We start from the raw sequence: 25,822 nt of genomic DNA on the forward strand, positions 1-25,822 counted from the left end.
AACAGGTCTATGAAAGAAGAAGGTGATGTATTTAAGAAATTCCGGGAGTCTTTTAGTAAGATGGACGGACATTTCCATATATTAGAACAGCGTGTACCGGTCGAACTTCAGATGGAGTATTTCAAATATTCCGAACAGGTTCGAAAAGGCAAAGTGAAGCAGGATTTGGATGATATGGATTATACAGCCTTCCGCGAAAGTCTGTCTGATCCTGAGTCGACAACCGACCATAAGAGATACGTATTATCCATGTTGGCAACTTCCCGCGAGGTAAAAGCATACCGGATGCTGGAAGATTATGTGCAACATCCGGATGAAGATGTAAGCAACTGGGCTTATATGGCTTTAATGGAAAGTCGTATTTCGTTGGAGTCGGAGTTATCGGATGAGAAACAAATATATATTTCTACCGGCTTGGGTGGAAAAGGTGAGAAACTACGGTTTTATGTTTTGATACTCTCGAAGGACAGGATGCCCTTCCTCGATTATCAGCGTAAAGTGATAGAGCGTGAATTTGCCTATTTCTTACCAAAAGAAGATTGTGAGATCGAACGTCTGACAATCGGCGAACAATATGTTGAACTGGTGTTTTTAATACCGGTACGTGCAGACATCAAGTTAACTCTCGACAGGGTTATCAATGAATGTAATCAGTACGGTGATTTTCTTTCGGATATATTTACGATCACAAACGTAAAAGAACTGACGCATCAGGAAATTACTGATATTATAAATAAGAATGGAAACAGTAAAACAAGCCATTAAGTATGGTGTGGTAGGGGTGAGTAATACCTTGATAACAATGGCCGTTATCTGGGTGATGATGAAACTCTTCGGATGTAGGGAAGGACTTTCTAATTTAACGGGATATGTAGCGGGGTTGCTGAATAGTTTTATCTGGAACAAGCAATGGACTTTCAAGGGAAGTTCTACCGGATGGACCAAAGGTGCAATCCGCTTTGGTATTGCGTTTGTAGTATGTTATGTCCTGCAATACGGACTGGTACTTATATTAAATTCCCAGTTAACGATCGACCATTATTATAACCATTTAATAGGAATGGTTTTCTATACAGCGATCAATTTTTTAATAAACAAGTTTTATACCTTTAAGGCTTAACGGAAATGAAGAAGCTCGCAGTCATAGTTCCCTGCTACAACGAGGAGTTGGTTATCGGTGAATCGTATCGTCGTACGAGAGACGCTTTACAGTCGCTCCCTATCGCAACTGAGATTATATATATAAATGATGGAAGCCGGGATAGAACCCGTGAGTTGCTGGATGAGATAGCAGCTTCCGATCCGCAGGTCAAAGTGATCCATTTTTCCCGTAATTTCGGTCACCAACCGGCAGTGACGGCAGGTATAAACCATTGTGATGCAGATCTTGCAGTTATTTTGGATGCCGATATGCAGGACCCTCCAGAGTTGATTGCCGAGATATTAGAGTTGCAGGAAAAGGAGAATGCGAACGTAGTCTATTGTGTCCGTAAGTCACGCGAAGGCGAAAGCTTTTTCAAGAAAGTTACCTCGAAGGCTTTCTACCGTTTGCTGAATTACATGAGCGACGTTAGTTTCCCATTGGATACAGGAGACTTCCGTATGATCGACCGTAAGATCATGGACCAGTTCGACCGTTTTCAGGAAAGAGGTAAATATATCCGCGGATTGATCAGCTGGCTGGGTTATAAGCAAGTTCCGTTCTATTACGAACGGGAGGCTCGTATAGCCGGTGAAACCAAATATCCTTTCAGCAAGATGTGGAAGTTTGCATCGACTGCCATGCTCTATTTTTCTAAAAAGCCGCTTCGACTGGCAACCAGCCTGGGATTTATAGCAGTGGTAGTCGGAATTGTTCTGGCGGCGTGGTTTACTTTAGGTAAGCTATATGGTTTCAGCAATGCCGAAAGCGGTTGGACCTCTATTATGACTTCTGTTATTTTCTTTGGAGGAGTGCAGTTGCTGACAGTAGGCGTATTGGGACAATATGTAGGTATCTTGTTTGACGAGATCAAGGCGCGTCCCGAATATATTATTGACGAAAAGAAAAACTTCAGATAGATGCTTTAAGATTCCCTTCGGATGTAATTCTGTTTTCATCCGAAGGAAATTTTATTTTCTCCCGGAAGGGTTGAAATCAGTCCATAAAAACTTTCCGGTAAATATGGCAATAAGGGGTTTCACCTTTCTTGTCGTAATAATGCTGATGATAATCTTCCCCGATCCAGAATTTCTCGGCAGGCTCCAGTGCTGTCGCAACCTTATAACCCATACCGGATAATTTCCCGATGTATTTATCAGCCATCTCTTTTTGTTCATCGCTGCAATAGAAGATAACAGAACGATACTGGCTTCCTATGTCCGGGCCCTGGCCGCCGACCTGGGTGAAATCATGTGTCTCGAAATAGAGGCGGAGCAGTTGCTCGAAGCTGGTCTGTGCAGGATCGAAAATTACTTCAACCGTTTCTACATGTCCGGTAGTTCCGGTTTTCACTTCCGGGTAGGAAGGATTATTCAGTGTCCCACCCATATAACCCACGTGGGTGCTTTCTACGCCTTTTGCTTTTCCTAGATGATATTGTGTTCCCCAGAAACAGCCGGAAGCAAAATAGGCTGTTTCTTTATGGAATTTATTCTCTAACATAATTCTTACTTTAGGTTTAAATTATTCTGTTTATATTTGTGCAAATATAATCTTTTATTTTGCAATGGATAGCAAGAAACCGCTGAGCCCCGCGCAAAAAACCGTAGTGGGCGTTCAATTCCTCTTTGTGGCCTTTGGTGCAACAGTTCTGGTTCCTCTACTGGTCGGCATGGATCCTTCTACTGCCCTTTTTACTGCCGGACTGGGTACATTGATCTTTCATTTGGTGACTAAAGGGAAAGTCCCGATCTTCTTAGGAAGTAGTTTTGCATTCGTTGCTCCGATTATTAAAGCGACCGAACTTTACGGATTGCCGGGGACCATGTCCGGCCTGGTAGCTGTCGGTGCTGTTTATGGACTTATGAGCCTGTTGGTCAAATGGAGAGGAATCGGGTTTATAAAGACTCTTTTTCCTCCTGTTGTGATCGGACCTGTTATTATCCTGATAGGTTTGTCACTGGCCGGTTCCGGTGTCGATATGGCGAAAGAGCATTGGCCGTTGGCGTTGATCGCCTTGTTTACGGCTGTCCTGGCGTCATTGTTGGGACGGGGGATGATCAAATTGATACCTATCTTTTGTGGAATAATTGTCGGATATATTGCTGCCTGCCTTTTCAAGGTGGTCGACTTTGAACCGATCATCGCTGCTCCCTGGTTTGCTTTACCACAATTCGTAAAGCCGGAGTTGTCGTGGGAAGCAGTGATTTTTATGATACCGGTAACAATCGCTCCGATCATAGAACATATAGGTGACGTATATGCCATCAACGAAGTAACCGGTAAAGACTTTGTAAAAGATCCCGGCTTGCATAAAACAATGCTTGGCGACGGATTAGCCTGTATTGCTGCCGGTTTGATCGGTGGCCCACCGGTAACTACCTATTCGGAAGTAACCGGTGCTATCTCGCTGACGAAAATAACAGATCCGACCGTTATCCGTATTGCGGCAGTGGCGGGAATTGTGTTTTCTGTATTTGGAAAGGTTAGTGCATTTCTTAAGTCGATCCCACCGGCAGTATTGGGGGGTATCATGTTGCTTTTATTTGGGACGATTGCGGCTGTCGGTATAAACAGTCTGATACAGAACCGGATCAATCTGGGAGATACACGCAACCTGATACTTGTTTCCCTGATATTGACATTCGGGATAGGAGGTGCAGTATTTGAGTTTGGTGGATTTACAATGGCCGGGATCGGTTTGTCGGCTTTATTGGGTGTAGTTTTGAATTTGGTCTTACCCGGCAGGAGTAAATAAAGTAGGTGGACTTCCTTATTATATCCATCTCTTAACGCTTCAAACTCTTTGAATCTTCTTTAAAATGTATACCTTTGTGCCGCTTTTTATGTAAGGAAGCGGTTATATGTTTAACTTGTAAGGAATAAGGGAAAAGTCTATGCAAAAGTCCGACTGCATCATAAGCGTGGAGCATGTGTCTAAATTCTTCGGAGACAAGGCTGTGCTGAATGATGTGAATTTGTTTGTCCGCAAGGGCGAGTTTGTAACTATATTGGGACCTTCCGGATGTGGTAAGACCACTTTATTGCGTCTGATTGCCGGATTTCAGACTGCTTCAGAGGGAGAGATCTCAATAGCAGGAAAAGAGATTACACAAACACCGCCGCATAAACGTCCGGTAAATACCGTGTTTCAGAAATATGCGCTGTTCCCTCACCTGAACGTTTTTAATAATATCGCTTTCGGCCTGAAACTGAAAAAGCTGCCTGCCGCAGTGATTGAAAAGAAAGTAAAACAAGCTCTTAAGATGGTAGGCATGACCGATTACGAATATCGCGATGTAGACTCTCTTTCCGGAGGCCAGCAGCAACGTGTTGCCATTGCCCGCGCCATTGTAAACGAGCCTGAAGTATTGCTGCTTGACGAACCCCTGGCTGCCCTTGACCTGAAAATGCGTAAGGACATGCAGATGGAGTTGAAGGAGATGCATAAATCCCTCGGTATAACCTTCGTCTATGTTACCCACGACCAGGAAGAGGCTTTGACATTGAGCGATACCATTGTTGTTATGAGTGAGGGCCGCATCCAGCAGATCGGAACTCCTATCGATATCTATAACGAACCTATCAATTCGTTCGTAGCCGACTTCATCGGTGAAAGTAATATTCTGAACGGATTGATGATCAAAGATAAACAAGTATCCTTTGCCGGTCACGATTTTGAATGTGTCGACGAAGGTTTCGGTGAACAAACCCCGGTCGACGTCGTGATCCGTCCTGAAGATATTTATATTTTTGACCCTTCGGATGCGGCTATGCTGACCGGAACAGTTACTTCCTCTATCTTTAAAGGCGTCCATTATGAAATGATGGTTCAGACTCCTGAAGGGTATGAATTCATGGTGCAGGATTACCACTGCTTCGACGCTGGCCAGGAAGTAGGTCTACTGGTGAAGCCTTTCGATATCCACGTCATGAAGAAAGAACGTGTATGCAATACCTTCGAAGGAAAGCTGGTCGATCCGACCCATGTGGAGTTTTTAGGTAGTACTTTCGAATGCAAGGAAGTTACCGGTATTGATTCCGATACGCCGGTAAAGGTTGAAGTCGATTTCCGTCATATTATACTGGAAGATAATGAGGAAGACGGTAAACTGACCGGTGAAGTGAAATTTATCCTCTATAAAGGCAACCATTATCATCTGACCGTGTTTACAGACTGGGACGAAGATATTTTTGTCGATACGACAGACGTCTGGGATGACGGCGACCGCGTCGGTATCCGGATTGCCCCCGAGAACATTCGTATTATTCACAACTAAAAGGAAGGGAAGTGATAAATAAAATCTCCGTATTCTTTTTGCGTCGCAGGAACTGGACAATTCCTTACGCATTATTTCTGGCAGTATTCGTAGTTATGCCGTTGCTCCTGATCGTCCTGTATGCTTTTACTAATGCCGAAGGAGCATTTACTTTCGCTAATTTCCGTAAATTCATGATGCATCCCGAAGCGTTGAATACCTTCGTTTATTCTATTGGGATCGCTATTATTACCACTTTGGTTTGCCTGATACTGGGTTATCCGGCAGCCTATATACTTAGTCAGGCACGCTTCAATACCTCCCGTACGATGGTGGTATTGTTTATCCTGCCGATGTGGGTGAACATCCTGATCCGTACGCTGGCAACAGTCGCCCTGTTCGACTTCCTGAACCTTCCGCTCGGCGAAGGGGCGTTGATCTTCGGTATGGTGTATAACTTCCTGCCTTTTATGATCTATCCGATTTACAATACTTTGCAGAAGATGGATCGCAGCCTGATTGAAGCCGCCCAGGATTTAGGGGCAAATCCTTTTCAGGTCTTTATGAAAACAATCTTTCCTTTGTCTATGCCCGGTGTGATGAGTGGTATCGTGATGGTGTTTATGCCGACCGTATCGACTTTCGCTATCGCAGAGTTGCTGACAATGAACAATATCAAACTGTTCGGTTCGACCGTACAGGAAAGTATCAACAACGGAATGTGGAACTATGGAGCCGCCCTTTCTCTCATCATGCTCTTATTGATCGGAGTTACCATCCTGTTTACCAACGAGGAGGACAATGCTTCTAATGAAGGGGGAGGTGTGATATGATGACGAAAATAATGGCTAAGGCCTATCTGTGGTTACTTCTTTTGCTCCTTTATTCCCCGATCCTGATCATTATGATCTTCTCTTTTACCGAGGCAAAAGTATTGGGTAACTGGACGGGATTTTCAACAAAGTTGTATAGTTCGTTGTTTACCGGAGGTGTGCAACGTTCGCTGGTTGGTGCCTTGTGGAATACATTCGCCATAGCCATGCTGGCCGCGTCTATCTCCACTATATTGGGAAGCGTTGCAGCAATAGGTATCTTTAATTTGAGAAGCCGCCCGCGTCAGGTTATGAACTTCACCAATGCCATACCGATGATGAATGCGGATATCATAACCGGGGTTTCCCTTTTCCTGTTGTTCGTCAGCTTCGGTGTATCGCAGGGATTTACTACGGTGGTATTGGCACATATCACGTTCTGTACTCCTTATGTGGTATTGAGTGTGATGCCCCGTCTCAAAAAAATGAACCAGAATGTCTATGAGGCAGCCCTTGATCTGGGAGCAACCCCGTTCCAGGCCTTGCGTAAGGTGATCCTGCCGGAGATCCGTCCGGGAATGATCAGCGGATTTATCCTGGCATTCACGCTTTCGATCGACGATTTTGCCGTTACGATCTTTACTATTGGTAACGAAGGACTCGAAACGCTGTCTACTTTCATTTATGCGGATGCTCGGAAGGGAGGTCTTACACCGGAGTTACGACCGCTTTCCACCATTATCTTCATCACCGTACTGGTGCTATTGATTGTGATTAACAAGCGTGCCGATAAAGCCGGTAAGTAACATCAAAGAGGAATAGAAGAATGAAAAGACTGATTAAAATAGTATGTGTGCTGGTTGCTTTTCTGGGTATCTTATTTTCTTGTGCACGGACAGATAAGGAACGCAGTAAGATATTAAAGATATACAACTGGGCCGATTATATCGACGAAGAAGTACTGGTCGAATTTCCTGAGTGGTATAAGGAGCAGACCGGAGAAGATATCCGGATCATCTACCAGGTGTTCGATATCAACGAGATCATGCTCACCAAGATAGAGCGTGGTCACGAAGATTTTGACCTTATATGCCCTTCTGAATACATCATCGAACGTATGTTGAAAAAGAAGTTGTTGCTTCCTATCGACCGGAGCTTTGGTAAAACGCCGGATTATCTGGACAACATATCTCCTTATATCCAGGAACAGTTGAATAAGCTGAGCCAGCCGGGTATGGAAACTACCGATTATGTGGTTCCTTATATGTGGGGTACGGCCGGTTTGCTGTATAACAAAAAGTTTGTTACTCAGGATGAGGTGATGACCTGGGATTGCCTCTGGAATCCGAAGTATAAGAACAAGATCCTGATGAAAGACAGTTACCGCGATGCCTACGGTACTGCCATCATTTATGCCCATGCCAAAGAACTGGCTGATGGAATTATTACGGTAGAGCAACTGATGAACGATAACTCACCCGAAGCGATCGCTATCGCCGAGGAGTGGTTGAAACGTATGAAACCCAATATCGCTGGGTGGGAAGCTGACTTTGGAAAGGAAATGATGACCAAGAACAAAGCTTGGCTTAACCTGACCTGGAGCGGTGATGCTGTATGGGCTATGGAAGAAGCCGAAGCGGTAGGAGTGGAGCTGGGCTATGAAGTCCCGCTGGAAGGTAGCAATATTTGGTACGATGGTTGGGCGATCCCCAAGTATGCGCGCAATGTGAAAGCGGCAAGCTATTTCCTCGATTTCCTCTGCCGTTCCGATATAGCCTTGCGTAATATGGATGCCAACGGGTATGTAAGTGCCGTTGCAACTCCTGAAATACTGGAAGCGAAAATAGATACGACGATCGAAGAGTTCTCCGATCTGAGTTATTTCTTCGGTCCCGGCAACGATAGTATTCAGATCAACCAGGTACAATATCCGGACCGTAAGGTGGTGGAACGTTGTGCCATGATCCGCGATTTCGGTGATGAAACTGAACTTGTACTTGAGATGTGGAGCCGTGTGAAAGGCGATAACCTGAATACGGGTATTGTCTTATTGATTTTTGCGGTATTCGGACTCCTGTTTGTCTGGGTTGTCTACCGCAGGATACGTGATTATAAACAAAAACAGCGTCACCGTAGACGTCGCCGGCGCTGGTAATATTACTGAGTATGGAAGGAATAAAAAACCTGATTATAGACTTTGGAGGGGTGATTATCAATCTGACCCGCAACCGTTGTGTAGAGGCATTCGAGAACTTTGGCGTGCCTGATGTCCGCGACCGGATATTGAACAGCAAAGACCTCTTTATGCAGATAGAGATGGGAACAATTTCTTCGGCCGAGTTCCGGGATGGTATTCGCCATCTTACCAGTCAGCATCTTACCGACGAACAGATCGATGCCGCCTGGATTGCCATGCTCGACGATGTACCTGCTTATAAGCTGGATCTACTGATGGAACTCCGCTCTAAATACAATACGATGCTACTTAGTAATACGAACGAGATCCATTGGCTCTGGGCTGAGAAAAACAGTTTTGCCTGTAACGGACATCATGCCAAAGATTTTTTCAATAAGATCTATCTTTCATACGAACTGAATATGGTCAAACCCAATGCCGATATTTTCGAATATGTATTAAAGGATGCCGGTATCGATCCGGCAGAAACCCTGTTCATAGACGACGCTACAGCCAATTGCCGTACAGCCGAGTCGTTAGGTATCCGCACTTATGCTCCCCAGCCCCGGGAAGACTGGTCGCATCTTTTTAAGTAAATAATTCCTTCCGGACAGTAAAAGTTAATTAACCCGATTCAGAAAACCAAATGATTTTTGTGCTGTTTCTATAAGCATAAATCTAAACAAAAATTTGGTGAGTATGAATAAGTTAGTTTTTTCAACACTGTTAGTGGCTGTTTTTCTGTGCAGTTGCTCGAAAGACGATGATTGCGATTGCGGAACGAACGGAAAAGAAGAGGAACTGATAACGCCTGAACTGGCAGAGGTAGATGTTTCATCGGACGCTTCGACAAGTGCTTTTACCGGAGCCTTGATGGTGTATCCTTGTCTGGAAGATACGACTCTTTATTATGGCAATTATAATAAGAAAGGGACTTTGACTGTTATAAATGCCATGTATGCGATAAAGAATGGCTCCATAGCCACTGCCCCCCTTCCTGTCAGACTTCCTTTGGGTGATTATAATTTCCTGTACTGGGCTATTCCTAAAAACAGCCAGACCGATTCGACCTATGATGCTTCATCGATGATTAACGAGCCGGGCCTGCGCTTGGGTACAAACCTGTCTGACCTCTCTTTGTCTTTAAGAAAAACATCTTATTCCGATACGACCTATAGTCCGGTTTATGATTATCTGCATGCTGTAAATCCTATAAAGGTGGGAACAGAAAAGATGCAGGCAACCCTGAAACGGGCGGTATCTGGCCTGAAGGTCACGCTGACGAATAAGGATGGAGATAAAATGAATGAAAGTATCGCATCTGCCCGTATCCTGATCGGTACTATCGCTTCACAGCTGAATTATTATACAGCAATCCCCAGCGATTTTACAAAAACGGTAATGTTCCCCCTGAGTATGTCTGCCGATAGCATGTCGATGTCGGCTAATTCAACAGTAATGGTTTTTCCGTCTGCGGCAAATCCTCCGTTGACGATAGAATTGACATTGAAGAACGGGCAGGTAAAACGTTATCAGAAACCCTTGGCTAATGCACTGGCTGCCGGGAACAGATTGACACTGAATATAACCTTGGGTGATCTGTATTCGGAAGAAACATCCTCAGATGGTTTTGAAGTGGTGAACTGGACGGAAAGTTCCGAAACGATTGATTTTCCCGGGGGAGTAGTCTGATGTCGTTGTTTGTTTGTAATTGTATTTTGGCATAGTAGTGATAAGTTACCGGCACTATTGTATCGGTTGGCTACCATAACTAAGGTAGTAACCTGACACAATAGTGCCGGTGTTTTATATATCCTTTACTTTCAGGATATTGTATGATGTCCCTATATCATACACATCTGTTCCGTCTACCTTCTTGATATATTTCACTACGCGGATAGTGACAGGCAGGATCAGTACTTCATAGAGTGATTTCAGTACGGCCTGTGTCCCTATCATAATAAATAATTCAGCCGGGGGGATCAGTCCGAGGAAAGCTATCGGGAAGAAAATCAGCGAGTCGGCACTCTCTCCGACCAGTGTCGAAACGATAGCGCGTAACGAGAAATTTTTCCCTTTTGAAGCTATTTTCATCTTACTCATCACATACGCATTCAGGAACGAACCGACCAGGAAAGCGATCAGGCTTGCAATAGCGATACGCGGTGCCATCCCGAAAACGAAGTTGAAGCCTTCTTCTCCTTCCCAGAACGGGGCGGCAGGCAACATAACGGCCAGTTGTGCAAATCCAATAACGAGGAAGTTGGATGCGAAACCACTCCAGATAATAAGGCGTGCCTTCTTAAAGCCCCAGACTTCCGCAATACAGTCGTTGATGATGTAGGAAATCGGGAACACGATCAATCCGGCTGTGGCGGTGATGCCAAATACCTGAACAACTTTGGTCTCCAAAAGATTGGAAGCAACCAGGCATATATTAAACAAGATGCCCAGTAGCATGAAGGGGATTGAAACAGTCGTCTTCTGCATAATTCTTGTTTTTTACGAGGTTTATCAAGCACTCGGGAAAGCCTAAGCTTTCTTTATCATGTCTCTTTATTATTTCGGCTGCAAAGATAAAGAGAATATTTGAAAGATCGGTGGAAAGCTTTCTTTTGGTGACAAAAATATGACAGAACGTGTTATGAAGAGGGTGACATCACTCTTGTCACCTTATTTTCCAAGAGTTGTCACTTCTACGATCCTATTTTGTTTGTCTTTTAATAAATTAAATGTTTCATTTGCGATTAGACAACTAAGCTAACTCCTAAAGAGGTAGTAAAGATCCATGAAATAATAAACACTCTCATGTAATGCTTATGATAAAGAAAGTTCTGACATATTATGCAGCCTGCATGGACGAATATCTTCGTCGCCTGCACCACCAACCCGAAGGTATGGCGGAAGTCGGCTTCATAGGAAACAGTACCGAAATGAAACCCAATAAAATGTTCGTGTCGCTGATTAGTGTCGAACGGGAGACTGCCGGCGGTATCTCAGCTCCTATACAACGAGAGGACAAAGGGTATGTCCGCATGACTCCACCGCTTTTATTGAACCTCAACATTATGTTGGCAGCCGTTTACGACGAGAAACAGTACACAGAATCACTTTCTGTACTTTCCGATGCCTTGAAATTTGTTCAGTCCGTATCCAAATTTGAAGTAGATGGGGTGGGGTATACTATAGAAATCGTCACATTATCATCGCAAGAGTTAAACAATGTGTGGACTACACTCGGCGGTCAGTACTATCCGTCGGTGATGTGCAGGATACGCCGGCTCATTATAGATGCGGAAGAAATTTTTTTCAGTGGAAGCGTTGCCGATCAAACAATTATAGGAATGTAAAATAGATATAGAAATGGAAATCTACAAACCTTTATATCGTATCACTATAGAGCATGATTATTTCAACAATAGAGCGTGCCCGGCCCTGTCGCTTCGTATCACTTCTCAAGGCTTACAGTTGGCAAGGCAACGGACCTTACTTTTCCGGCAAACGGCTGTAAACGAATGGACGCTACTTTATGACTCCACAGACCCAGGGGTGGATACGGAGAGAGATATGTTGGAATTTTCGCTGAACATCACCGATCCCATTTTTACACTCTATACGGAATGGGATGGTTTACATCCTGCAGGTACTTATCTGTTGCAACTTCCCGCAAAGGAGGAAGAAATGGAGAAAAAGAATAAGGTGAGCGTCATGTCTGCCATTCGTCCTTTGAATGAAAAATTAAAATTCCGTGCTTCGTTCTGTACTGTTCGTCTCCGGCTGACGAAAGAGTTGCTGGAGGCGGCAGAAGCCGATGATCCGAAACAGGAAGTATTGCATTTTTCAGCTCCGGAAGTTCAGTGGGAATACTTCTTCCTGTCGCGTAGCAAAGAGCATATCTCCCCCGATGATCTTTTGCTGGAAGATGCCATTGGCAAGTTGAAGTTTTCTGATTTTAAGGAATGTGAGGTATTTGGAAAAACAGCAGTATACACTATTACCAAAGATAGTTTCCCGTTGTTGGAGAATCTCGGAAGCCATCTGCGTCTCATAGCCCTGAAAGGTGAAAGGAAGCAGAGGCGGGTCTTGCTGTCGCAGGTTCCTCTTCCTGACCTCGGGCGTTTCCAAAGCGGACAGAGCGGAATCATCCGTCAGATATGTTATTATTGAAAGTAGAAAGAGACAAATACATTGTTAAATTAAAATTCGAAAGACTATGGGCGAATACAAAACCCCCGGCGTTTATATCAAAGAGAAGAACGCTTTTGGCAATTCAGTGGTAGAGGCTGCCACTGCCATTCCCGCCTTTATCGGTTATACCGAGAAAGCCCTGAACGGAAATGATGACCTGACGAATGTACCCTGGAAAATATCGTCGATGACGGAGTTTATACAATATTTCGGTGGAGCACCTAAATTGGAATTCGATGTGGATATAGTAAAGTATCATCCGGAGGCAAAGAAGGATGGTCAGGATATTAAACCTACCGGAGCGATATTAAAACCGTCATCTCCCTTGTTTCAATTTGATCTGGAAACAACAGAAAAAGAAGAACTGGTGTATGATTCTAATAATTCGAAAAAACCGTATCAGGTGAATTATGCGTTTTGTATTAGCGGAGATCGTACGTATACATTATATTATAATATGCTGTTGTTTTTTGCCAATGGTGGTAGTACTTGTTATATTGTTTCGGTAGGTAACTACAAAAAGAAGCCGGAAGTTTTAAAAAAGGATTTTGAAGGAGCCTTTAGTAAACTAAGACTGGAACAAGAGATTACCCTGGTAGTAATACCCGAAGCGGTTTGTTTGTCGGATACTGAATTCAAAGATGTACAGCAGCAAATGCTATCTCATTGCGGATATGATATGAAAAACCGCTTTGCCCTGCTCGATATTTATCCCAAAACTGATGAGAATATGCGCATCGACACTCAAGTGAACGTATTCTGGGAGAATATCGGTTCAAACTTCCTGTCTTACGGTGCAGCCTATTTCCCATGGCTGAATACATCTATATTGGGGGATCGCGATTTGGACGGGGATATGTTCACATGGGATGATGAAAGTTATATTTACTGGAACAAGTTCTCCCGTATCGACCCAGGCTTTTCCAATGTCATAAATACATATTATAGTGATGAGTTTGAGTTGAAACCAGCTGGTGAAATCACAGTAAAGAATCATCTTTTTGAGTTTGGCGGGATTAAAGAAGGCGATGATATTAAATTACTTGAAGGAGAGAAAGAAAAGGTCATTGGTAAAATAGAAAAAGTAGAAGAGATAAAGAAAATAGTAAAGGATGCAGAAGGAGAAGAAAAAGAAGAAATTGTAGCCAAAAAGTTGAGAGTGATTTGGAAACCCTCATTTATAAAGATCAAAGACAAACAATCTTTCCATCTGGCATTGTTTAATGCTTCTTCTGTTTACAAGCAGAGCATAAAAGGTCTACTGAAGAGCCTGAACCTGCTTCCTCCATCCGCTGCTATGGCCGGTATCTACGCGATGGTAGACAGTAGCCGGGGCGTATGGAAAGCTCCTGCCAATGTAACGTTGAACTATGTGAACAGCCCGGCAGAAGACATCGACGATGAACAGCAGGCAGGCCTGAATGCACCGATGAACGGAAAAGCGATCAATGTGATACGTACGTTCCGCGGTGAAGGTGTCAAGGTATGGGGCGCACGTACACTGGACGGCAATTCGCTGGACTGGCGCTACATCAACGTACGCCGCACCCTGCTTTTCCTCGAAGAGTCAGTAAAGAATGCTGCACGTGCTTACGTGTTCGAGCCGAACGATGCCGGCACATGGATGAATATGAAGTGCATGATCGAGAATTTCCTACGCAGTGTTTGGAAGCGTGGCGGACTGGCCGGTGCAACCCCTGAAGATGCTTTCGAGGTACATGTAGGCTTGGGTGACACGATGACAGGCGAAGACATACTGGAGGGCATCATGCGTATTACTGTGCTCGTTGCCGTCACGCATCCGGCGGAATTTATAGAGATCACCTTCCAGCAGCAGATGCAGAAGAGTTAAAAATATTCATCATTAAAATAAGATATTATGGGAGAATACAAGACCCCCGGCGTTTATATCAAAGAAAAGAACGCTTTCGGTAATTCAATCGTAGAAGCCGAGACTGCCATACCGGTCTTTATCGGCCTCACCAAGACTGCGCAGGATGGAAATACATCGCTATTGAATAAACCCGTACGGATTTCATCGATGACAGAGTACTATAATTATTTTGGTGGTGCGCCTACTCCAGAGTTTAGTGTGTCTGTTACCAATGAAAATAAAGACGATACTGACATCTCTCTTTACGTGTATGATAAAGACAAGGAATCAGGATTGATGGCTACTTTTAGTGGCAATCATTACACCTTATACTATCACATGACACTATTCTTTGCCAACGGAGGCGGAACATGCTACATTGTTTCCATAGGTGACTATCAAGCCGACCCACCTGCCCAAAGCTCTGTAGAGAATATCCTTTCAGAATTGAAAAAAGTGCAGGATATAACCATGTTGGTAATTCCGGAAGCTGTGTATAACAAAGCTGGTTACCAGAATTTATATACAGGGATGTTGGCGCATTGCAACAAATATAACCGTTTTGCCATCTTTGATATCCCTAATGGAGAAAGTATAGATGATTTTCGTTCCAAAATAGGCAGTAATTTCCTTGCTTACGGAGCTGCTTACTATCCGTGGCTGGAAACATCCGTACTATCGGATAATGATATTGACGGAGAGATATTAACCTGGAAGAAAGCTCCCGGTTTGGAAGCATTAGATAAGAATGAAAATATGAAGAAATATTTTGACGAATGTTTTACTCAAATAACGACTCAAAAGAACGGAGATAAAGTATTGGATGACAAGGCCGTCAAACAAGTCAAAAATGATCTTCATAACGCCTTGATACAAAACTGGCCACTTTATAAACTGTTGGCAAAGAAAGTGAAAGACTATCTGAACCTTCTTCCCCCGTCGGCAGCCATGGCCGGTATCTATACTATGGTGGATAATACGCGCGGTGTATGGAAAGCCCCTGCGAACGTATCGGTCAACTATGTAAATAAGCCGAAAGAAAATATAGACAACGCCATGCAGGCAGATCTGAATATGCCGATGAACGGAAAGGCTATCAACGCTATCCGTACCTTTCCCGGTGAAGGGATCAAGGTATGGGGTGCACGCACGTTGGACGGAAATTCGCAGGACTGGCGTTACATCAATGTGCGCCGCACAATAACTTTCCTCGAACAATCAGTGAAGAACGCCGCTCGCGCTTACGTTTTTGAGCCGAACGATGCCAACACGTGGATCAACATGAAATGTATGATCGAGAACTTCCTGCGTAGCGTATGGAAACGTGGAGGACTGGCCGGTGCAAGCCCCGAAGATGCTTTTGAGGTACATGTGGGCCTGGGTGATACGATGACTCCGGAGGATATATTGGAAGGTATTATGCGCATCACCGTATTGGTAGCCGTAAGTCGTCCGGCAGAGTTTATCGAAATCACTTTCCAGCAACAGATGCAAAAGAGTTGAATTTAATAAAACAAAGAAAAATAACAATTTAAAATCAGTACATTATGGCAGATGATGGATCAGCACAGAGTGCAAGTACGCAAGCATGGCCGTTGCCAGGTTTTTATTTCAAAGTATCAATAACCAACGTAGGAGATCTTTCTTGTAATGAGGTTTCCGGTCTTGACGCAGAGTATGAAGCTATAGAGTATCGCGCCGGTGATAGCCCGATATTCACTAAATTGAAAATGCCCGGACTACGAAAGTCAGGCGACGTAACACTGAAGAAAGGCATATTCAAGGACGAAAAAGCCATGTGGGACTGGTTCAATAAGGTAAAACAGAACATTATCCAGCGTGAAACTGTCACTATCAGCCTGTTGGACGAGTCTGGATCTCCGGTTAAGACATGGGAAGTGACAAACGCATGGCCGAAGAAGATCACTGTTGAAGGCTTTAAGTCCGATAGTAATTCTCCCTCGATGGAAACACTGGTATTGGCAAATGAAGGGGTAACTGTTAAGTAATATGGCGAAGAAGCAGGACCAAACAGAATGGATACCGCCCGTAGAGTTTCATTTTCGTGTGGACTTTCAATGGCAAAGCGAGCATTTCAAGGCTTCGTTCATGGAAGTGCAAGGACTGAATATGCAACTTCAAACAGAAGAAGTTCATGACGATAGTACTGTACGTGTCAAGATTCCTAAAGGTTCATCACATGGTAATATAACACTTAAGCGTTCTCTGGAGCCTCTTTCAGAACCGTTTACAGAATGGATGAATGAGTGTTTTGGTTACTTGGAAAACAGAAACAGGAAACTTAAGGCTTATGACATGGTCATTAAACTTCTGGATAAGGATGGAAATCCCCTTGCCGGCTGGTTGGGTAGGCATGCTTATCCTATACAGTGGGATATGAGCGGAATGAACGCTATGGAAGGCAAGTTGGTAACGGAATCTATTGTAATGGCCTGCAACAGTTTGAAACGTATAACAAATATCCGGTAGACAATGCCTGTTGTCATCAAGGAAATGCGCATCCGTACTGTGGTGGAGAAACGCATCATCACAGAGGCGGAGATTTCGGAAGAGATCGTCCGAAAGATAGAAGACCGTGTATTGGACAGGTTGACCGCCTATGAGAGCGATCAGCCTGCCGGTCTGCGGTGGAAACGAAAAAGGAACGAACGGTAAACAGAATAAAGAACTGAAGATATGGGGAAAATGACGCTGACAGCCTATACGGACGACAGTTTCGGCAGCGAATACAAATCGGTACTGGAACTGCCTATCAACCCGGACAAGGTGAAGCTCACCAAAGGAATCCGTTATGCGGAGGACAGGCAGTTGGGCAGCCTGAACGGATCGAACGTTTATGTGCGTTACCGTCCGGAAACCCTCTACTTCGAGTGTCTGCTCGACATGACCAATGCCATGGAGGAAGACGATTTGAAGAAGCCTGTGCGCAATATGGTTAACGAGATCGAAGAACGCCTGTACTTTTACAACAGAGATGGTCACCGCCCTTCGTTTGTCAAGGTACAGTATGGCGACATATCGTTTTACGGCCAGCTCAAGACGCTCGAAACGGAATACAGCTTGTTCGATCCGGACGGTATCCCGCTTCGCGCTGACCTGAAAGTGACGCTGACCGGCTATTGCAGCCAAAAGGAAGAGAAGAAACGTTTTTCGAAACGTTCGCCCGACGTATCGCGGCTGATTACGTTGAGAGAGGACCAGACCCTGGCTGCTCTTTGCGACGAGATATACGGCGATCCTCTCCTGGTAGGGCAGGTCGCTCGATTTAATAACCTCAACGGTTACAGGAATGTGTCTGCCGGCACACAGATACTGTTGCCTATGCTAAAAAAAGAATAAAAAATTATGGCAAATTCACCTTCAATCGCTAAAGATCGTGTATTATCCTGTTCTGTCTACTGTAACGGGACTAAGCTGAAAGATAATTATGCGCTGGTATCGGCTACGGTACGCCTGGAACTGAACCGTATCGGTAAAGCTACCCTGAGGTTCAACGCAGGTAATATGGACAAGCAGACCTTCGACGAAAGTGATGCCGACCTTCTGAAACCGGGCAACTCGATCCGGCTGAATGCAGGTGATACCGAAAAAGAAGATACCCTGTTCGAAGGTATTATCACCGGCCTGCGTGTCATCATCGGCAAGGATCTTCGTTCATATATGGTGGTGGAATGCCGAGACAATGCCTATCCTGCCACGCAGGGACGCAAGAACCGTATCTTCGAAAAAAAAGCGGACAGTGACATCATCAAGGAAGTATTGTCTGCTTATGGCAGTATCAAAGTAGATGCTACGCCTTACCAACATCCCACGCTGGTGCAGTATTACTGTTCCGATTGGGACTTTGCACTTTCCCGTGCGGATGCCAACGGTTTGTTTGTTTTCGCCAGCGGAAGCACTATTCAGGTGAAGAAACCCGAGGTAAGTGCATCACCGGTATTGACTGTAACCTATGGTTCCGACTTGATATCCTTCGACCTCGAACTCTCTGCAGGCGACCAGTTCACGCAGTACGAAGCGGTATCCTGGTCTCCCAAGACGCAGAAAGCCGTCAAGGTTTCAGCTTCTGCACCTTCACTTAATAAGCAGGGCGATTTACAGCCGAAAAACATTGCTACAGGTGACAGCCTATTGTTGCAAACCGATGCGCCGACTGATGAAAAGGCACTGAAGCAATGGGCGGACAGTATGGCCTTGAAAGCCGGATTGGCACGTTATCAGGGTTCGTGCAGTTTCTATGGCTCGGCCAATGTCATTCCCGGTTGCATCATCGAATTGAAAGGCCTGGGTAAACGTTTTAATGGTAACCTGTTTGTTGGCTCAGTGACGCATACCATAGAAGATAACGAATGGATTACCGAAGCAGGTGCGGGTGTATCTCCCCTGAATATCACCGACGAGACGGATGTGGTGTCGTCTTCCGCCTCCGGTTTCCTGCCCGGCTTGCAAGGACTTCATGCGGCAGTAGTGAAGAAACTCGATGGCGATCCGCTGAAAGAATACCGTATACAGGTGGAACTGCCCTGGCTGAACGGTAAAAGCCAGTTCTTGTGGGCACGTCTATCCACGATGTACGGCACGAACGGGATGGGCAGCTTCTTCCTTCCCGAACCGGGAGACGAGGTGATGATAGGTTTTATGAACCAAGACCCCGGTCACCCTGTCATACTTGGCGCACTGTACGGTGAAAAACATAAGCCGCCTTACGAATATGAAGCAAAGAACAACACAAAAGCTATCGTTACCCGCGAGAAGATGCGTATTGAGTTCGACGAGGAAAAGAAGATCATAACAGTCTCCACCCCCGGAAACAACAAGGTAGAAATCAATGACGACGGAAAGCATATCCGTCTGACCGACCAGCATAAGAACGAGATAAGTATGAACAAGGACGGCATTACGTTATCGTCTTCCAAAGATATAGTGTTGAAAGCCAAAGGTGCCATTACGATGGATGCCATTTCGAAAATCAGCGGTACAGCCAAGTCGGATGTCAGCCTTGAAGGAATGAATGTGAAGATACAGGCGAAAGTGGGCGCATCCGTCAAGGGAAATGCAACTGCGGAACTCTCGGCTTCGGGGCAGACTACGGTCAAGGGAGCGATGGTCATGATTAATTAATGGAAAATTGAGAATTTATGGATAAGAAAAGGAGGACAATATGCCACCGGCAGCAAGAATAACCGATATGCACACCTGCCCGATGCAAACCCCGGCGTTTCCCTCGCCGATACCGCATGTAGGCGGCCCGATAGCAGGGCCATGTGTGCCAAATGTACTGATAGGGAAAGTGCCGGCAGCCGTCGTAGGTGATATGTGCGTCTGCGTGGGGCCGCCGGATACGATCATAAAAGGTTCTTCCACGGTCTTGATAGGCGGAAGACCGGCAGCCCGGATGGGCGACAGCACCGCGCATGGTGGCACGATAGTCACAGGATGTCCCACGGTAATGATAGGAGGATAAATAGATGGATGAGCTGGATACTTTATTGGACAACAACGCCTTTCTGGGTAAAGGCTGGAGCTTCCTGCCCAAACTGACGAAGGATGGTGTGAAGATGTCGGCCTACGAGAAGGATATCGAGGAAAGCCTGCATATCCTGTTCAGCACTTCACCGGGCGAACGGGTAAATCGTTACGACTACGGTTGCCCGCTATGCCGTTATGCCTTCGAGCCGATCAATATGGCTGTCACCATCCGTATGCGCAACGACATCACCCGGGCCATCACTCTCTTCGAACCGCGTATCACGCTCGAGGATGTCTCTTTTGAAGAACGGCCGGATGAGGGGATGCTATTGATACAATTAACGTATACCGTTATTCGGACCAATAGCCGGAATAATATGGTGTACCCGTTTTATTTGAATGAAGGAACGAATATATGATGTGTTATACTATTCACTAATAGATTTGAATTATGAAATATTTTACTCTTGAAGAATGTACATATTCTGCCACAGCAAAAGACAAAGGCATTGACAATACGCCGAATGCAGAACATGAGGCACATATCGTGGAAAGCATAGAAGCATTACTAGACCCACTACGTGAGGCATGGGGAGTTTATTGCCGTAAAGTCAAGCTCGGCAAAGAAGGTATTAGTATCTCGTCCGGTTATCGCAGCCCGGCGCTTAATGCCGCCGTCCACGGTTCGAAGACATCCGCGCATTGTTACGGCTATGCCTTCGATCTGGTTCCGACGAATGGTCATATGATAGAATTCAAGCATTTTTGTCGTGATTTTCTCTCCAACCATCCGTTCGACCAGCTGATTTCCGAAAAAGAAAACAAGAACGGGGTTCCGAACTGGATGCATGTTGGTTACAAAAGTCCGCACGACGAACAGCGTCGCGCATTCCTTTCCATGATAGATGGTGAATATTGCCCTATGACCAAGTAAACGGACTATATCAGAATGTATAAATCCGACGAAAAACCGTAAGGCTGAACTGTCTTTCTCAATATGCCGTATTGAGGAGCACAATACGGCATATTGAACACCTCGATTCGGCGTATTGAGAAATTAACATATTTGCAAACTTAAAACAGAAAAGTTATGCCATTTTACAAGAAATCGTTCAACAAGCAGCAAGGGGTGTATTATCCCCGTGCTATCGTGCAGGGTAAGCCTGTAGAAACAGAAACAATCGCCAAAGACCTGTCGAAAATTTCCACAGTAAGCAACTCGGACGTTCAGGCTGTACTGGGCGATATCTCCGGCGTGATGCACACCCGCATGTCGCAGGGTAAGAGTGTCCACATCAAAGGCCTCGGCTATTTTCGCTACGTACTTGACACGAAAGGAGTGAAAGATGTAAAGGATTTCAATTTCAGTAAGCAAGTACAAGCCGTTCGTGTAGAGTTTATCCCCGAACGTACTCGTATGTCCAACGGAACATATAGCCGTGCCTTGGTAGAGAGCGACGAACTGGAGTGGATCGAACTTTCTCCTGATACCGAAGATCAAGACCCGGCTCCGGGTGGCGATGATGATAGACCGGTGATAGAGTGAGGGGAAATTGAACTTGGCTCTGTACCCTCTACCGTTGGAATAACTGACGGTAGAGGATTCTTATCTAAATTTAGCAGATTTCGATTCTCAGTATTTATATAAAATATAGATGATATTTATTAGAAATATATTATTGTTATGAATATAGAATTACAGCCAAAATTGACAAATTCACGAGTATATCAATTATCAAAAATGCCTAAGAAAACAATACAATTATTTGATAATCGGAATTGTACATCTGTGATACAATGTGATAAAATAAAATGGTGTACTAAAAATCTTATTTTACTTCGTTTTATGGGAAATTCGCTAGATGATCTTCGTGAGCGAGTAGAATATATACGTTTTTTAAGAGGGATACTCCCTGTTACCTTTAATTCACAATTACGGGATGCTTTTGATCGTATTTCCAATAAAAAGTCTTGGGATAATCTTCTGGAAAAAGAATGCGATATGGCACTCACTTCAGCATTTAATTCTTTTGATGGAAATTTGGAACGACATTCTCTAAAATATTTAAAACAATTATCAATAGATAAATTGATATATACTCCTAGTCTAAAAAAAGTGGAGAAGGTTAAAGATATGTATAAAGAAATCAATAGGGATAATCAAGATCCTATGGAGTTATCACTTGATATAAAAAATAAATACAAAACAGAGAAAGCTCCTAGCCCTAATTCCCTTAAAGTAAATTGGTCAGAGATATATACTTGTCCTCCTTTTAACTTAAATAAAAGTGGAGGCTATTTTTATAAAGGCCCAATAAATAAGATTCATACAACTATTTATATAAATAATCTTTTAAGTAAACAGTGGTTTGATTCTGAATCTTCTATTATTGAAGCTGCTATCCCAAAACAGTCAGGTGTAGAGGAAAAGTATTTAGGATTACACACGAGTTTAGATGGGAATCATGCATATAGAGATACTTCAGGTAATATAAAGAGCCCATCAATAGAATTAAAGAATAGATTAGAATCGGAAATAAAAAATATTACTCAAAAAGTAGTTTCTATTAGAGAACACAAAACTGGATTAACTCGAAATAATCTTTGGGGACATTAATTATTATTCATACATGAGCATATCTTGCATATTTATCTTTGGATTTGAATTATTTTCTAAATCTGAAATGAAAACAAGGAGCTAATAAAAAGTAGATAAGACAATGACACCATCCGGCAAACCCAGCGGCCTCCTCCGCACCACCTACGAAACCTCCATAGCCCGGCTCGATAACTTCCCGGCCATGGAGAGCGACTGGTGCGAACTGCTCACCCGACTGACAAAAGCAAATAGCGACATCCGCTACTGCAATGAAGAGGGTAGGGAGGAGGCGCTCGCCAGCCTGTGGGTAAACCATGTTCTGACGGTACTGGTCGACATCGCCCGGCAAGCGACGTCGACCGATGCCGAAAGCCTGCAACGGGAGGCCGGAGAATGGATAGTCCGTCTCGATCATTATATCAACAGAAATTGGAAAATCGGAAATAGCGAAATCTCTGCCGTCAAGGCCGCCCGCCAACTGAAAGAACGTTTAGAGAAGTCATTGTCTGAAAGGATACTCCGCACCATCCGCGACATTCGGGAGCATTTCGACTACTACCTGTCGCAGATAGAAGACAGTGGCGATATGGATGCAGCCTTGTCCCTGTTGATTATCTATCTGCGCAACTATGGCGGCATCGCACAAACATTCAACCGTCGCCTGAACAAATTAACCGAACTCTATCACCACGACATCCTGCACGCCGTACCGCAAGAGACGGTGCAGGATAATGCCTATATTGTTATCACCCCGACAGAAAACACCCAGGGTTTTACCCTGCCTGCAGGCGATCTTTTCCCTGCCGGAGAGAATGCCACCGATGAAGAATTGTTCTATCGAACTACCCAAAAGGAATACATTTCCCCTATACTGTGTGCCGGGGTGAATGCCGTTTATCTCAGACGGGGAGAGCAAAATAACGTAACAGCTATTCGCCGTCAATCCCTGTCATTTAAGGATACCGCTACCATTGAAAAACTGTTTGCCGACGAACACAGCCAGGCGTTACCTCTCGGCTGGCAGGTAGAATCTCCTATGCTGGTTCTGAACGAAGGCGAACGAAACATCAGTATTCGTTTCTGCCTGACCGACGACAGTATAGTGCCGGATCGTTTATCGGCAGCCAGTTTTATCCTTCAATTCAGTAGTGCGGAAGGCTGGATAGAGCCGGTGCGCATCTGGTTTGCTAACTTGAGACGGCCTATAGATCCGACCGAATCCACTGACTCTGTTCCCCGGCTTTATTTCGACTTTACAATAGCGCAGGACGCAGCTGCTCCCATTCCCTGCAACGAAGAAACGCATGGCCTGACAACCGAATATCCCGTCGTCCGTATCCTGACTAGCGAAACATATTGTCCCTACGACTGGGTTACCCGGTTGAATTTCGATGCCATAGAAATACGGACAAAAGTAACCGGTATCCATAATTTCACCTTCTACAATGAATTGGGTGCGGTCGATACATCCCAGCCTTTCCAACCTTTCGGCCTGCAGGCCGGAAGAGGTGCCTGGTTCCTCTTTGGTAACGGAGAAATGGGATTGAAATCTTTGCAGGAAGTCAGCCTGAAAGGTATCTGGAAGAAATTGCCTGAAACAAAAGTAGCATTCGACCAAATATACAAAGACTATGGAAGCAATGCCGATGCATTCAAAATTAAGACCGAATGGCAAAAGGGCGGCAAATGGCACAACTGCGGTAGTGAACAAAACCTGTTCACTTTTGATGGAGAGAATAAATTCAAACCTGCCGAAATAGTTTTCCGTGTGGAAAGCAGTAAAAAGCAGATGCGCAGTGCAGCCCCCCTTTATGAATACGATCGTGACCGTAACGGTTTCTTTCGAGCCACCCTCGACGCTCCCGTCATAGGTTTCGGGTTGGATGCCTACCGCACCCTTTTTACCGAAACGCTACTGCATAATAGTCGTTGCAAAGAAAAACAGCGTAAACCCCTGCCTTCAGAACCGGTTATCCCCCTGCTGGCTGATGCAGAACTCTCGTACATCGCATTAGAGACGACTTCTACCAAAGGAAATGAAAACCCATCTATCCGTCTGAGCCGTATCACAGCTTTGCCGGAACTGGAGCCATTCTCAATCAAAAAAGAATCACCGGTCCTTCCTGCTGCCCCGGCGGATAATATGTTGTATTTTGCTTTCCTTCATGCGAAGGGAGAACGAGCCGTACGGATGTATCTCGACATGGTCTTGCCTCCTTCAAAAAAACTGCCTGACGAACAGCCGTCCGCTGAAACTGTAAATCTGGCATGGGAATACCGGAACGGCAATAGCTGGCAACCCATTTCCTCTGATTCCGTCCGTGCCGAAGAAACTTCGGGATTAACGCAAAGCGGGTTTATCGAAATCAAATTACCGGAAAAGATAAATGATAACCATATAGATAAGCAAGGTCGTATATGGCTGCGTGTTGCTCTGACGGGTAATGTATCATCCTGTCTTGCCATCCGCAACATCTGGACGAACTGTGTCCGCCTCACCGCCGTGAATGGTGACGGAACGCCGTTACCTGCCGGAACGATACAGTCCCGTATAGAAGCAGACGAACGGATAGGAAACATCACCCAGCCCCTGAACGGCTTTGGTGGCCGGCCGGCCGAAGTGGAAGCCGGGATAGCCGTGCACCAGGTTTCACGTATCCATAACCGGCACCGGGCCATTACGATACAGGACTATGAACAGCTTGTATTGGAACATTTTCCCGAAGTGGATAAGGTACAGTGTATCACTACCCCGCCCAAGAATATCCGGCTCGTAGTATTCAGTAGTGCCGAAGATAACCGCTACTATCTTTCTCCGGCATGGAAGCTGGCGGAGATAAAAAGGCTTATCAAGCAGTACGCCTCCCCATTTATCTGCCTGAACGTAGTCAATCCCGTCTATAAGAAGGTCTTTATCAAATGCAAAGCCGTACTCTGGCCTAAAGTGAAAGACGAAGGAAAGACACTCCGCCAACTCATCGTTCTGGCTCAGAACTACATTGAGCCCTGGTACAGGAAAGGTGAAATTCCAATTACCGGACAACATTTCTCCTACAAGGAATTGCATGCCCGTATGGCAAATCACGAGGACCTTATGAAGCTGGTCTCCCTGGAGGTAGACGGAAAGAGCCTGCCTTATGTAAATATTGACATCGAGGATATCATCATTCAAAGCGATGATCCGACAGATGTGTTAATTCCGATAGTAACAATCGAATTGCTTTCTCCTCACGATGGTATCGGCCATGCTGAGATCGAAAGTAACTTTATAATAAGCTAATAGC

Annotated in this window: 27 protein-coding genes; 25 read left to right on the forward strand and 2 right to left on the reverse strand. The window is 44.8% G+C overall.

Features of this window, described 5'->3' with window-relative positions; genetic code table 11:
• The first annotated feature begins 9 nt into the window (after window positions 1–9).
• From M1P97_RS22300 to M1P97_RS22310, 3 genes are read left to right on the forward strand one after another with little or no spacing between them, the layout of a single operon-like run.
• Complete coding sequence (locus M1P97_RS22300) at window positions 10–765, forward strand: hypothetical protein (protein WP_195373565.1); 756 nt, start codon at window positions 10–12, stop codon at window positions 763–765.
• Window positions 740–1,120, forward strand: a complete 381-nt coding sequence (locus M1P97_RS22305; RefSeq protein ID WP_195373563.1) for a GtrA family protein — start codon at window positions 740–742, stop codon at window positions 1,118–1,120. Before M1P97_RS22300 ends, M1P97_RS22305 begins: the two co-directional genes overlap by 26 nt.
• A gap of 5 nt (window positions 1,121–1,125) precedes the next feature.
• Window positions 1,126–2,061: a glycosyltransferase family 2 protein gene (locus M1P97_RS22310; protein WP_249390247.1), complete on the forward strand. Its 936-nt coding sequence runs from the start codon at window positions 1,126–1,128 to the stop codon at window positions 2,059–2,061.
• Window positions 2,062–2,137: 76 nt separating this feature from the next.
• Here M1P97_RS22310 and msrA read toward each other — a convergent pair whose 3' ends face one another.
• On the reverse strand, window positions 2,138–2,644 hold the full coding sequence (gene msrA, locus M1P97_RS22315; RefSeq protein ID WP_195373559.1) for a peptide-methionine (S)-S-oxide reductase MsrA: 507 nt from the start codon (window positions 2,642–2,644) through the stop codon (window positions 2,138–2,140).
• A gap of 64 nt (window positions 2,645–2,708) precedes the next feature.
• Here msrA and M1P97_RS22320 point away from each other — a divergent pair, with 64 nt between their 5' ends.
• The 7 genes from M1P97_RS22320 to M1P97_RS22350 all read left to right on the forward strand — a co-directional run bounded on the left by M1P97_RS22320 (window position 2,709) and on the right by M1P97_RS22350 (window position 10,080).
• The gene (locus M1P97_RS22320) at window positions 2,709–3,899 is read left to right on the forward strand and encodes a uracil-xanthine permease family protein (RefSeq protein WP_195373555.1); all 1,191 of its coding nucleotides are present in this window, start codon (window positions 2,709–2,711) and stop codon (window positions 3,897–3,899) included.
• Between the two features lie 139 nt (window positions 3,900–4,038).
• Window positions 4,039–5,421: a polyamine ABC transporter ATP-binding protein gene (potA, locus tag M1P97_RS22325; protein ID WP_195373554.1), complete on the forward strand. Its 1,383-nt coding sequence runs from the start codon at window positions 4,039–4,041 to the stop codon at window positions 5,419–5,421.
• An 11-nt stretch (window positions 5,422–5,432) separates the two neighbouring features.
• Complete coding sequence (locus tag M1P97_RS22330; protein ID WP_195373553.1) at window positions 5,433–6,233, forward strand: ABC transporter permease; 801 nt, start codon at window positions 5,433–5,435, stop codon at window positions 6,231–6,233.
• Entirely contained in the window at window positions 6,230–7,018 is a 789-nt protein-coding gene (locus M1P97_RS22335) for an ABC transporter permease (protein WP_195373552.1), read from the forward strand. The genes M1P97_RS22330 and M1P97_RS22335 overlap by 4 nt, the downstream gene beginning before the upstream one ends.
• Before the next feature lie 20 nt (window positions 7,019–7,038).
• Window positions 7,039–8,367, forward strand: coding sequence for an ABC transporter substrate-binding protein (locus tag M1P97_RS22340; RefSeq protein ID WP_249390248.1), 1,329 nt, complete (start codon window positions 7,039–7,041; stop codon window positions 8,365–8,367).
• Between the two features lie 11 nt (window positions 8,368–8,378).
• Window positions 8,379–8,984, forward strand: coding sequence for an HAD family hydrolase (locus M1P97_RS22345; protein ID WP_195373550.1), 606 nt, complete (start codon window positions 8,379–8,381; stop codon window positions 8,982–8,984).
• Window positions 8,985–9,087: 103 nt separating this feature from the next.
• Window positions 9,088–10,080 carry a FimB/Mfa2 family fimbrial subunit gene (locus tag M1P97_RS22350; RefSeq protein ID WP_249390249.1) on the forward strand — a complete coding sequence of 331 codons (993 nt, stop codon included), beginning with the start codon at window positions 9,088–9,090 and terminating at the stop codon, window positions 10,078–10,080.
• Between the two features lie 114 nt (window positions 10,081–10,194).
• Here the strand turns inward: M1P97_RS22350 and M1P97_RS22355 are convergent, their stop codons facing one another.
• Window positions 10,195–10,878 (reverse strand): queuosine precursor transporter, encoded by a 684-nt coding sequence (locus M1P97_RS22355; RefSeq protein ID WP_195373548.1) that lies wholly within the window; start codon window positions 10,876–10,878, stop codon window positions 10,195–10,197.
• Window positions 10,879–11,207: 329 nt separating this feature from the next.
• Here M1P97_RS22355 and M1P97_RS22360 point away from each other — a divergent pair, with 329 nt between their 5' ends.
• From M1P97_RS22360 to M1P97_RS22430, 15 genes are all read left to right on the forward strand, one after another.
• On the forward strand, window positions 11,208–11,738 hold the full coding sequence (locus tag M1P97_RS22360; RefSeq protein WP_195373547.1) for a DUF4255 domain-containing protein: 531 nt from the start codon (window positions 11,208–11,210) through the stop codon (window positions 11,736–11,738).
• A 13-nt stretch (window positions 11,739–11,751) separates the two neighbouring features.
• Window positions 11,752–12,555, forward strand: coding sequence for a hypothetical protein (locus tag M1P97_RS22365; RefSeq protein ID WP_249390250.1), 804 nt, complete (start codon window positions 11,752–11,754; stop codon window positions 12,553–12,555).
• Between the two features lie 46 nt (window positions 12,556–12,601).
• Window positions 12,602–14,428 (forward strand): phage tail sheath family protein, encoded by a 1,827-nt coding sequence (locus M1P97_RS22370; protein WP_249390251.1) that lies wholly within the window; start codon window positions 12,602–12,604, stop codon window positions 14,426–14,428.
• A gap of 27 nt (window positions 14,429–14,455) precedes the next feature.
• Window positions 14,456–15,952: a phage tail sheath family protein gene (locus M1P97_RS22375; RefSeq protein WP_195373544.1), complete on the forward strand. Its 1,497-nt coding sequence runs from the start codon at window positions 14,456–14,458 to the stop codon at window positions 15,950–15,952.
• A 44-nt stretch (window positions 15,953–15,996) separates the two neighbouring features.
• On the forward strand, window positions 15,997–16,458 hold the full coding sequence (locus M1P97_RS22380; RefSeq protein ID WP_195373543.1) for a phage tail protein: 462 nt from the start codon (window positions 15,997–15,999) through the stop codon (window positions 16,456–16,458).
• Between the two features lies 1 nt (window position 16,459).
• Entirely contained in the window at window positions 16,460–16,939 is a 480-nt protein-coding gene (locus M1P97_RS22385; protein WP_195373542.1) for a phage tail protein, read from the forward strand.
• A gap of 3 nt (window positions 16,940–16,942) precedes the next feature.
• Window positions 16,943–17,125 carry a hypothetical protein gene (locus tag M1P97_RS22390; RefSeq protein ID WP_249390252.1) on the forward strand — a complete coding sequence of 61 codons (183 nt, stop codon included), beginning with the start codon at window positions 16,943–16,945 and terminating at the stop codon, window positions 17,123–17,125.
• A 21-nt stretch (window positions 17,126–17,146) separates the two neighbouring features.
• Window positions 17,147–17,809, forward strand: a complete 663-nt coding sequence (locus tag M1P97_RS22395) for a CIS tube protein (protein ID WP_195373540.1) — start codon at window positions 17,147–17,149, stop codon at window positions 17,807–17,809.
• 6 nt (window positions 17,810–17,815) lie between these two features.
• Complete coding sequence (vgrG, locus tag M1P97_RS22400; RefSeq protein WP_249390253.1) at window positions 17,816–19,591, forward strand: type VI secretion system tip protein VgrG; 1,776 nt, start codon at window positions 17,816–17,818, stop codon at window positions 19,589–19,591.
• Window positions 19,592–19,631: 40 nt separating this feature from the next.
• Window positions 19,632–19,934: a PAAR domain-containing protein gene (locus M1P97_RS22405; RefSeq protein ID WP_195373538.1), complete on the forward strand. Its 303-nt coding sequence runs from the start codon at window positions 19,632–19,634 to the stop codon at window positions 19,932–19,934.
• Between the two features lie 4 nt (window positions 19,935–19,938).
• The gene (locus M1P97_RS22410) at window positions 19,939–20,358 is read left to right on the forward strand and encodes a GPW/gp25 family protein (RefSeq protein WP_249390254.1); all 420 of its coding nucleotides are present in this window, start codon (window positions 19,939–19,941) and stop codon (window positions 20,356–20,358) included.
• 32 nt (window positions 20,359–20,390) lie between these two features.
• Window positions 20,391–20,873 (forward strand): D-Ala-D-Ala carboxypeptidase family metallohydrolase, encoded by a 483-nt coding sequence (locus M1P97_RS22415; RefSeq protein ID WP_249390255.1) that lies wholly within the window; start codon window positions 20,391–20,393, stop codon window positions 20,871–20,873.
• A 156-nt stretch (window positions 20,874–21,029) separates the two neighbouring features.
• Window positions 21,030–21,485 (forward strand): HU family DNA-binding protein, encoded by a 456-nt coding sequence (locus M1P97_RS22420; protein WP_249390256.1) that lies wholly within the window; start codon window positions 21,030–21,032, stop codon window positions 21,483–21,485.
• 138 nt (window positions 21,486–21,623) lie between these two features.
• Window positions 21,624–22,556 (forward strand): hypothetical protein, encoded by a 933-nt coding sequence (locus M1P97_RS22425; RefSeq protein ID WP_249390257.1) that lies wholly within the window; start codon window positions 21,624–21,626, stop codon window positions 22,554–22,556.
• Window positions 22,557–22,659: 103 nt separating this feature from the next.
• Window positions 22,660–25,818 carry a hypothetical protein gene (locus M1P97_RS22430; RefSeq protein ID WP_249390258.1) on the forward strand — a complete coding sequence of 1,053 codons (3,159 nt, stop codon included), beginning with the start codon at window positions 22,660–22,662 and terminating at the stop codon, window positions 25,816–25,818.
• Window positions 25,819–25,822: the final 4 nt, after the last annotated feature.

The organism is Parabacteroides leei (genome assembly GCF_023369805.1).
Lineage (GTDB): Bacteria > Bacteroidota > Bacteroidia > Bacteroidales > Tannerellaceae > Parabacteroides > Parabacteroides leei.

Coding starts and splice junctions, on each gene's coding strand:
- M1P97_RS22300 (WP_195373565.1), top strand. CDS start 10: ATGAAAGAAGAAGGTGATGTATTTAAGAAATTCCGGGAGTCTTTTAGT.
- M1P97_RS22305 (WP_195373563.1), top strand. CDS start 740: ATGGAAACAGTAAAACAAGCCATTAAGTATGGTGTGGTAGGGGTGAGT.
- M1P97_RS22310 (WP_249390247.1), top strand. CDS start 1,126: ATGAAGAAGCTCGCAGTCATAGTTCCCTGCTACAACGAGGAGTTGGTT.
- msrA (WP_195373559.1), bottom strand. CDS start 2,644: ATGTTAGAGAATAAATTCCATAAAGAAACAGCCTATTTTGCTTCCGGC.
- M1P97_RS22320 (WP_195373555.1), top strand. CDS start 2,709: ATGGATAGCAAGAAACCGCTGAGCCCCGCGCAAAAAACCGTAGTGGGC.
- potA (WP_195373554.1), top strand. CDS start 4,039: ATGCAAAAGTCCGACTGCATCATAAGCGTGGAGCATGTGTCTAAATTC.
- M1P97_RS22335 (WP_195373552.1), top strand. CDS start 6,230: ATGATGACGAAAATAATGGCTAAGGCCTATCTGTGGTTACTTCTTTTG.
- M1P97_RS22340 (WP_249390248.1), top strand. CDS start 7,039: ATGAAAAGACTGATTAAAATAGTATGTGTGCTGGTTGCTTTTCTGGGT.
- M1P97_RS22345 (WP_195373550.1), top strand. CDS start 8,379: ATGGAAGGAATAAAAAACCTGATTATAGACTTTGGAGGGGTGATTATC.
- M1P97_RS22350 (WP_249390249.1), top strand. CDS start 9,088: ATGAATAAGTTAGTTTTTTCAACACTGTTAGTGGCTGTTTTTCTGTGC.
- M1P97_RS22355 (WP_195373548.1), bottom strand. CDS start 10,878: ATGCAGAAGACGACTGTTTCAATCCCCTTCATGCTACTGGGCATCTTG.
- M1P97_RS22360 (WP_195373547.1), top strand. CDS start 11,208: ATGATAAAGAAAGTTCTGACATATTATGCAGCCTGCATGGACGAATAT.
- M1P97_RS22365 (WP_249390250.1), top strand. CDS start 11,752: ATGGAAATCTACAAACCTTTATATCGTATCACTATAGAGCATGATTAT.
- M1P97_RS22370 (WP_249390251.1), top strand. CDS start 12,602: ATGGGCGAATACAAAACCCCCGGCGTTTATATCAAAGAGAAGAACGCT.
- M1P97_RS22375 (WP_195373544.1), top strand. CDS start 14,456: ATGGGAGAATACAAGACCCCCGGCGTTTATATCAAAGAAAAGAACGCT.
- M1P97_RS22380 (WP_195373543.1), top strand. CDS start 15,997: ATGGCAGATGATGGATCAGCACAGAGTGCAAGTACGCAAGCATGGCCG.
- M1P97_RS22385 (WP_195373542.1), top strand. CDS start 16,460: ATGGCGAAGAAGCAGGACCAAACAGAATGGATACCGCCCGTAGAGTTT.
- M1P97_RS22390 (WP_249390252.1), top strand. CDS start 16,943: ATGCCTGTTGTCATCAAGGAAATGCGCATCCGTACTGTGGTGGAGAAA.
- M1P97_RS22395 (WP_195373540.1), top strand. CDS start 17,147: ATGGGGAAAATGACGCTGACAGCCTATACGGACGACAGTTTCGGCAGC.
- vgrG (WP_249390253.1), top strand. CDS start 17,816: ATGGCAAATTCACCTTCAATCGCTAAAGATCGTGTATTATCCTGTTCT.
- M1P97_RS22405 (WP_195373538.1), top strand. CDS start 19,632: ATGCCACCGGCAGCAAGAATAACCGATATGCACACCTGCCCGATGCAA.
- M1P97_RS22410 (WP_249390254.1), top strand. CDS start 19,939: ATGGATGAGCTGGATACTTTATTGGACAACAACGCCTTTCTGGGTAAA.
- M1P97_RS22415 (WP_249390255.1), top strand. CDS start 20,391: ATGAAATATTTTACTCTTGAAGAATGTACATATTCTGCCACAGCAAAA.
- M1P97_RS22420 (WP_249390256.1), top strand. CDS start 21,030: ATGCCATTTTACAAGAAATCGTTCAACAAGCAGCAAGGGGTGTATTAT.
- M1P97_RS22425 (WP_249390257.1), top strand. CDS start 21,624: ATGAATATAGAATTACAGCCAAAATTGACAAATTCACGAGTATATCAA.
- M1P97_RS22430 (WP_249390258.1), top strand. CDS start 22,660: ATGACACCATCCGGCAAACCCAGCGGCCTCCTCCGCACCACCTACGAA.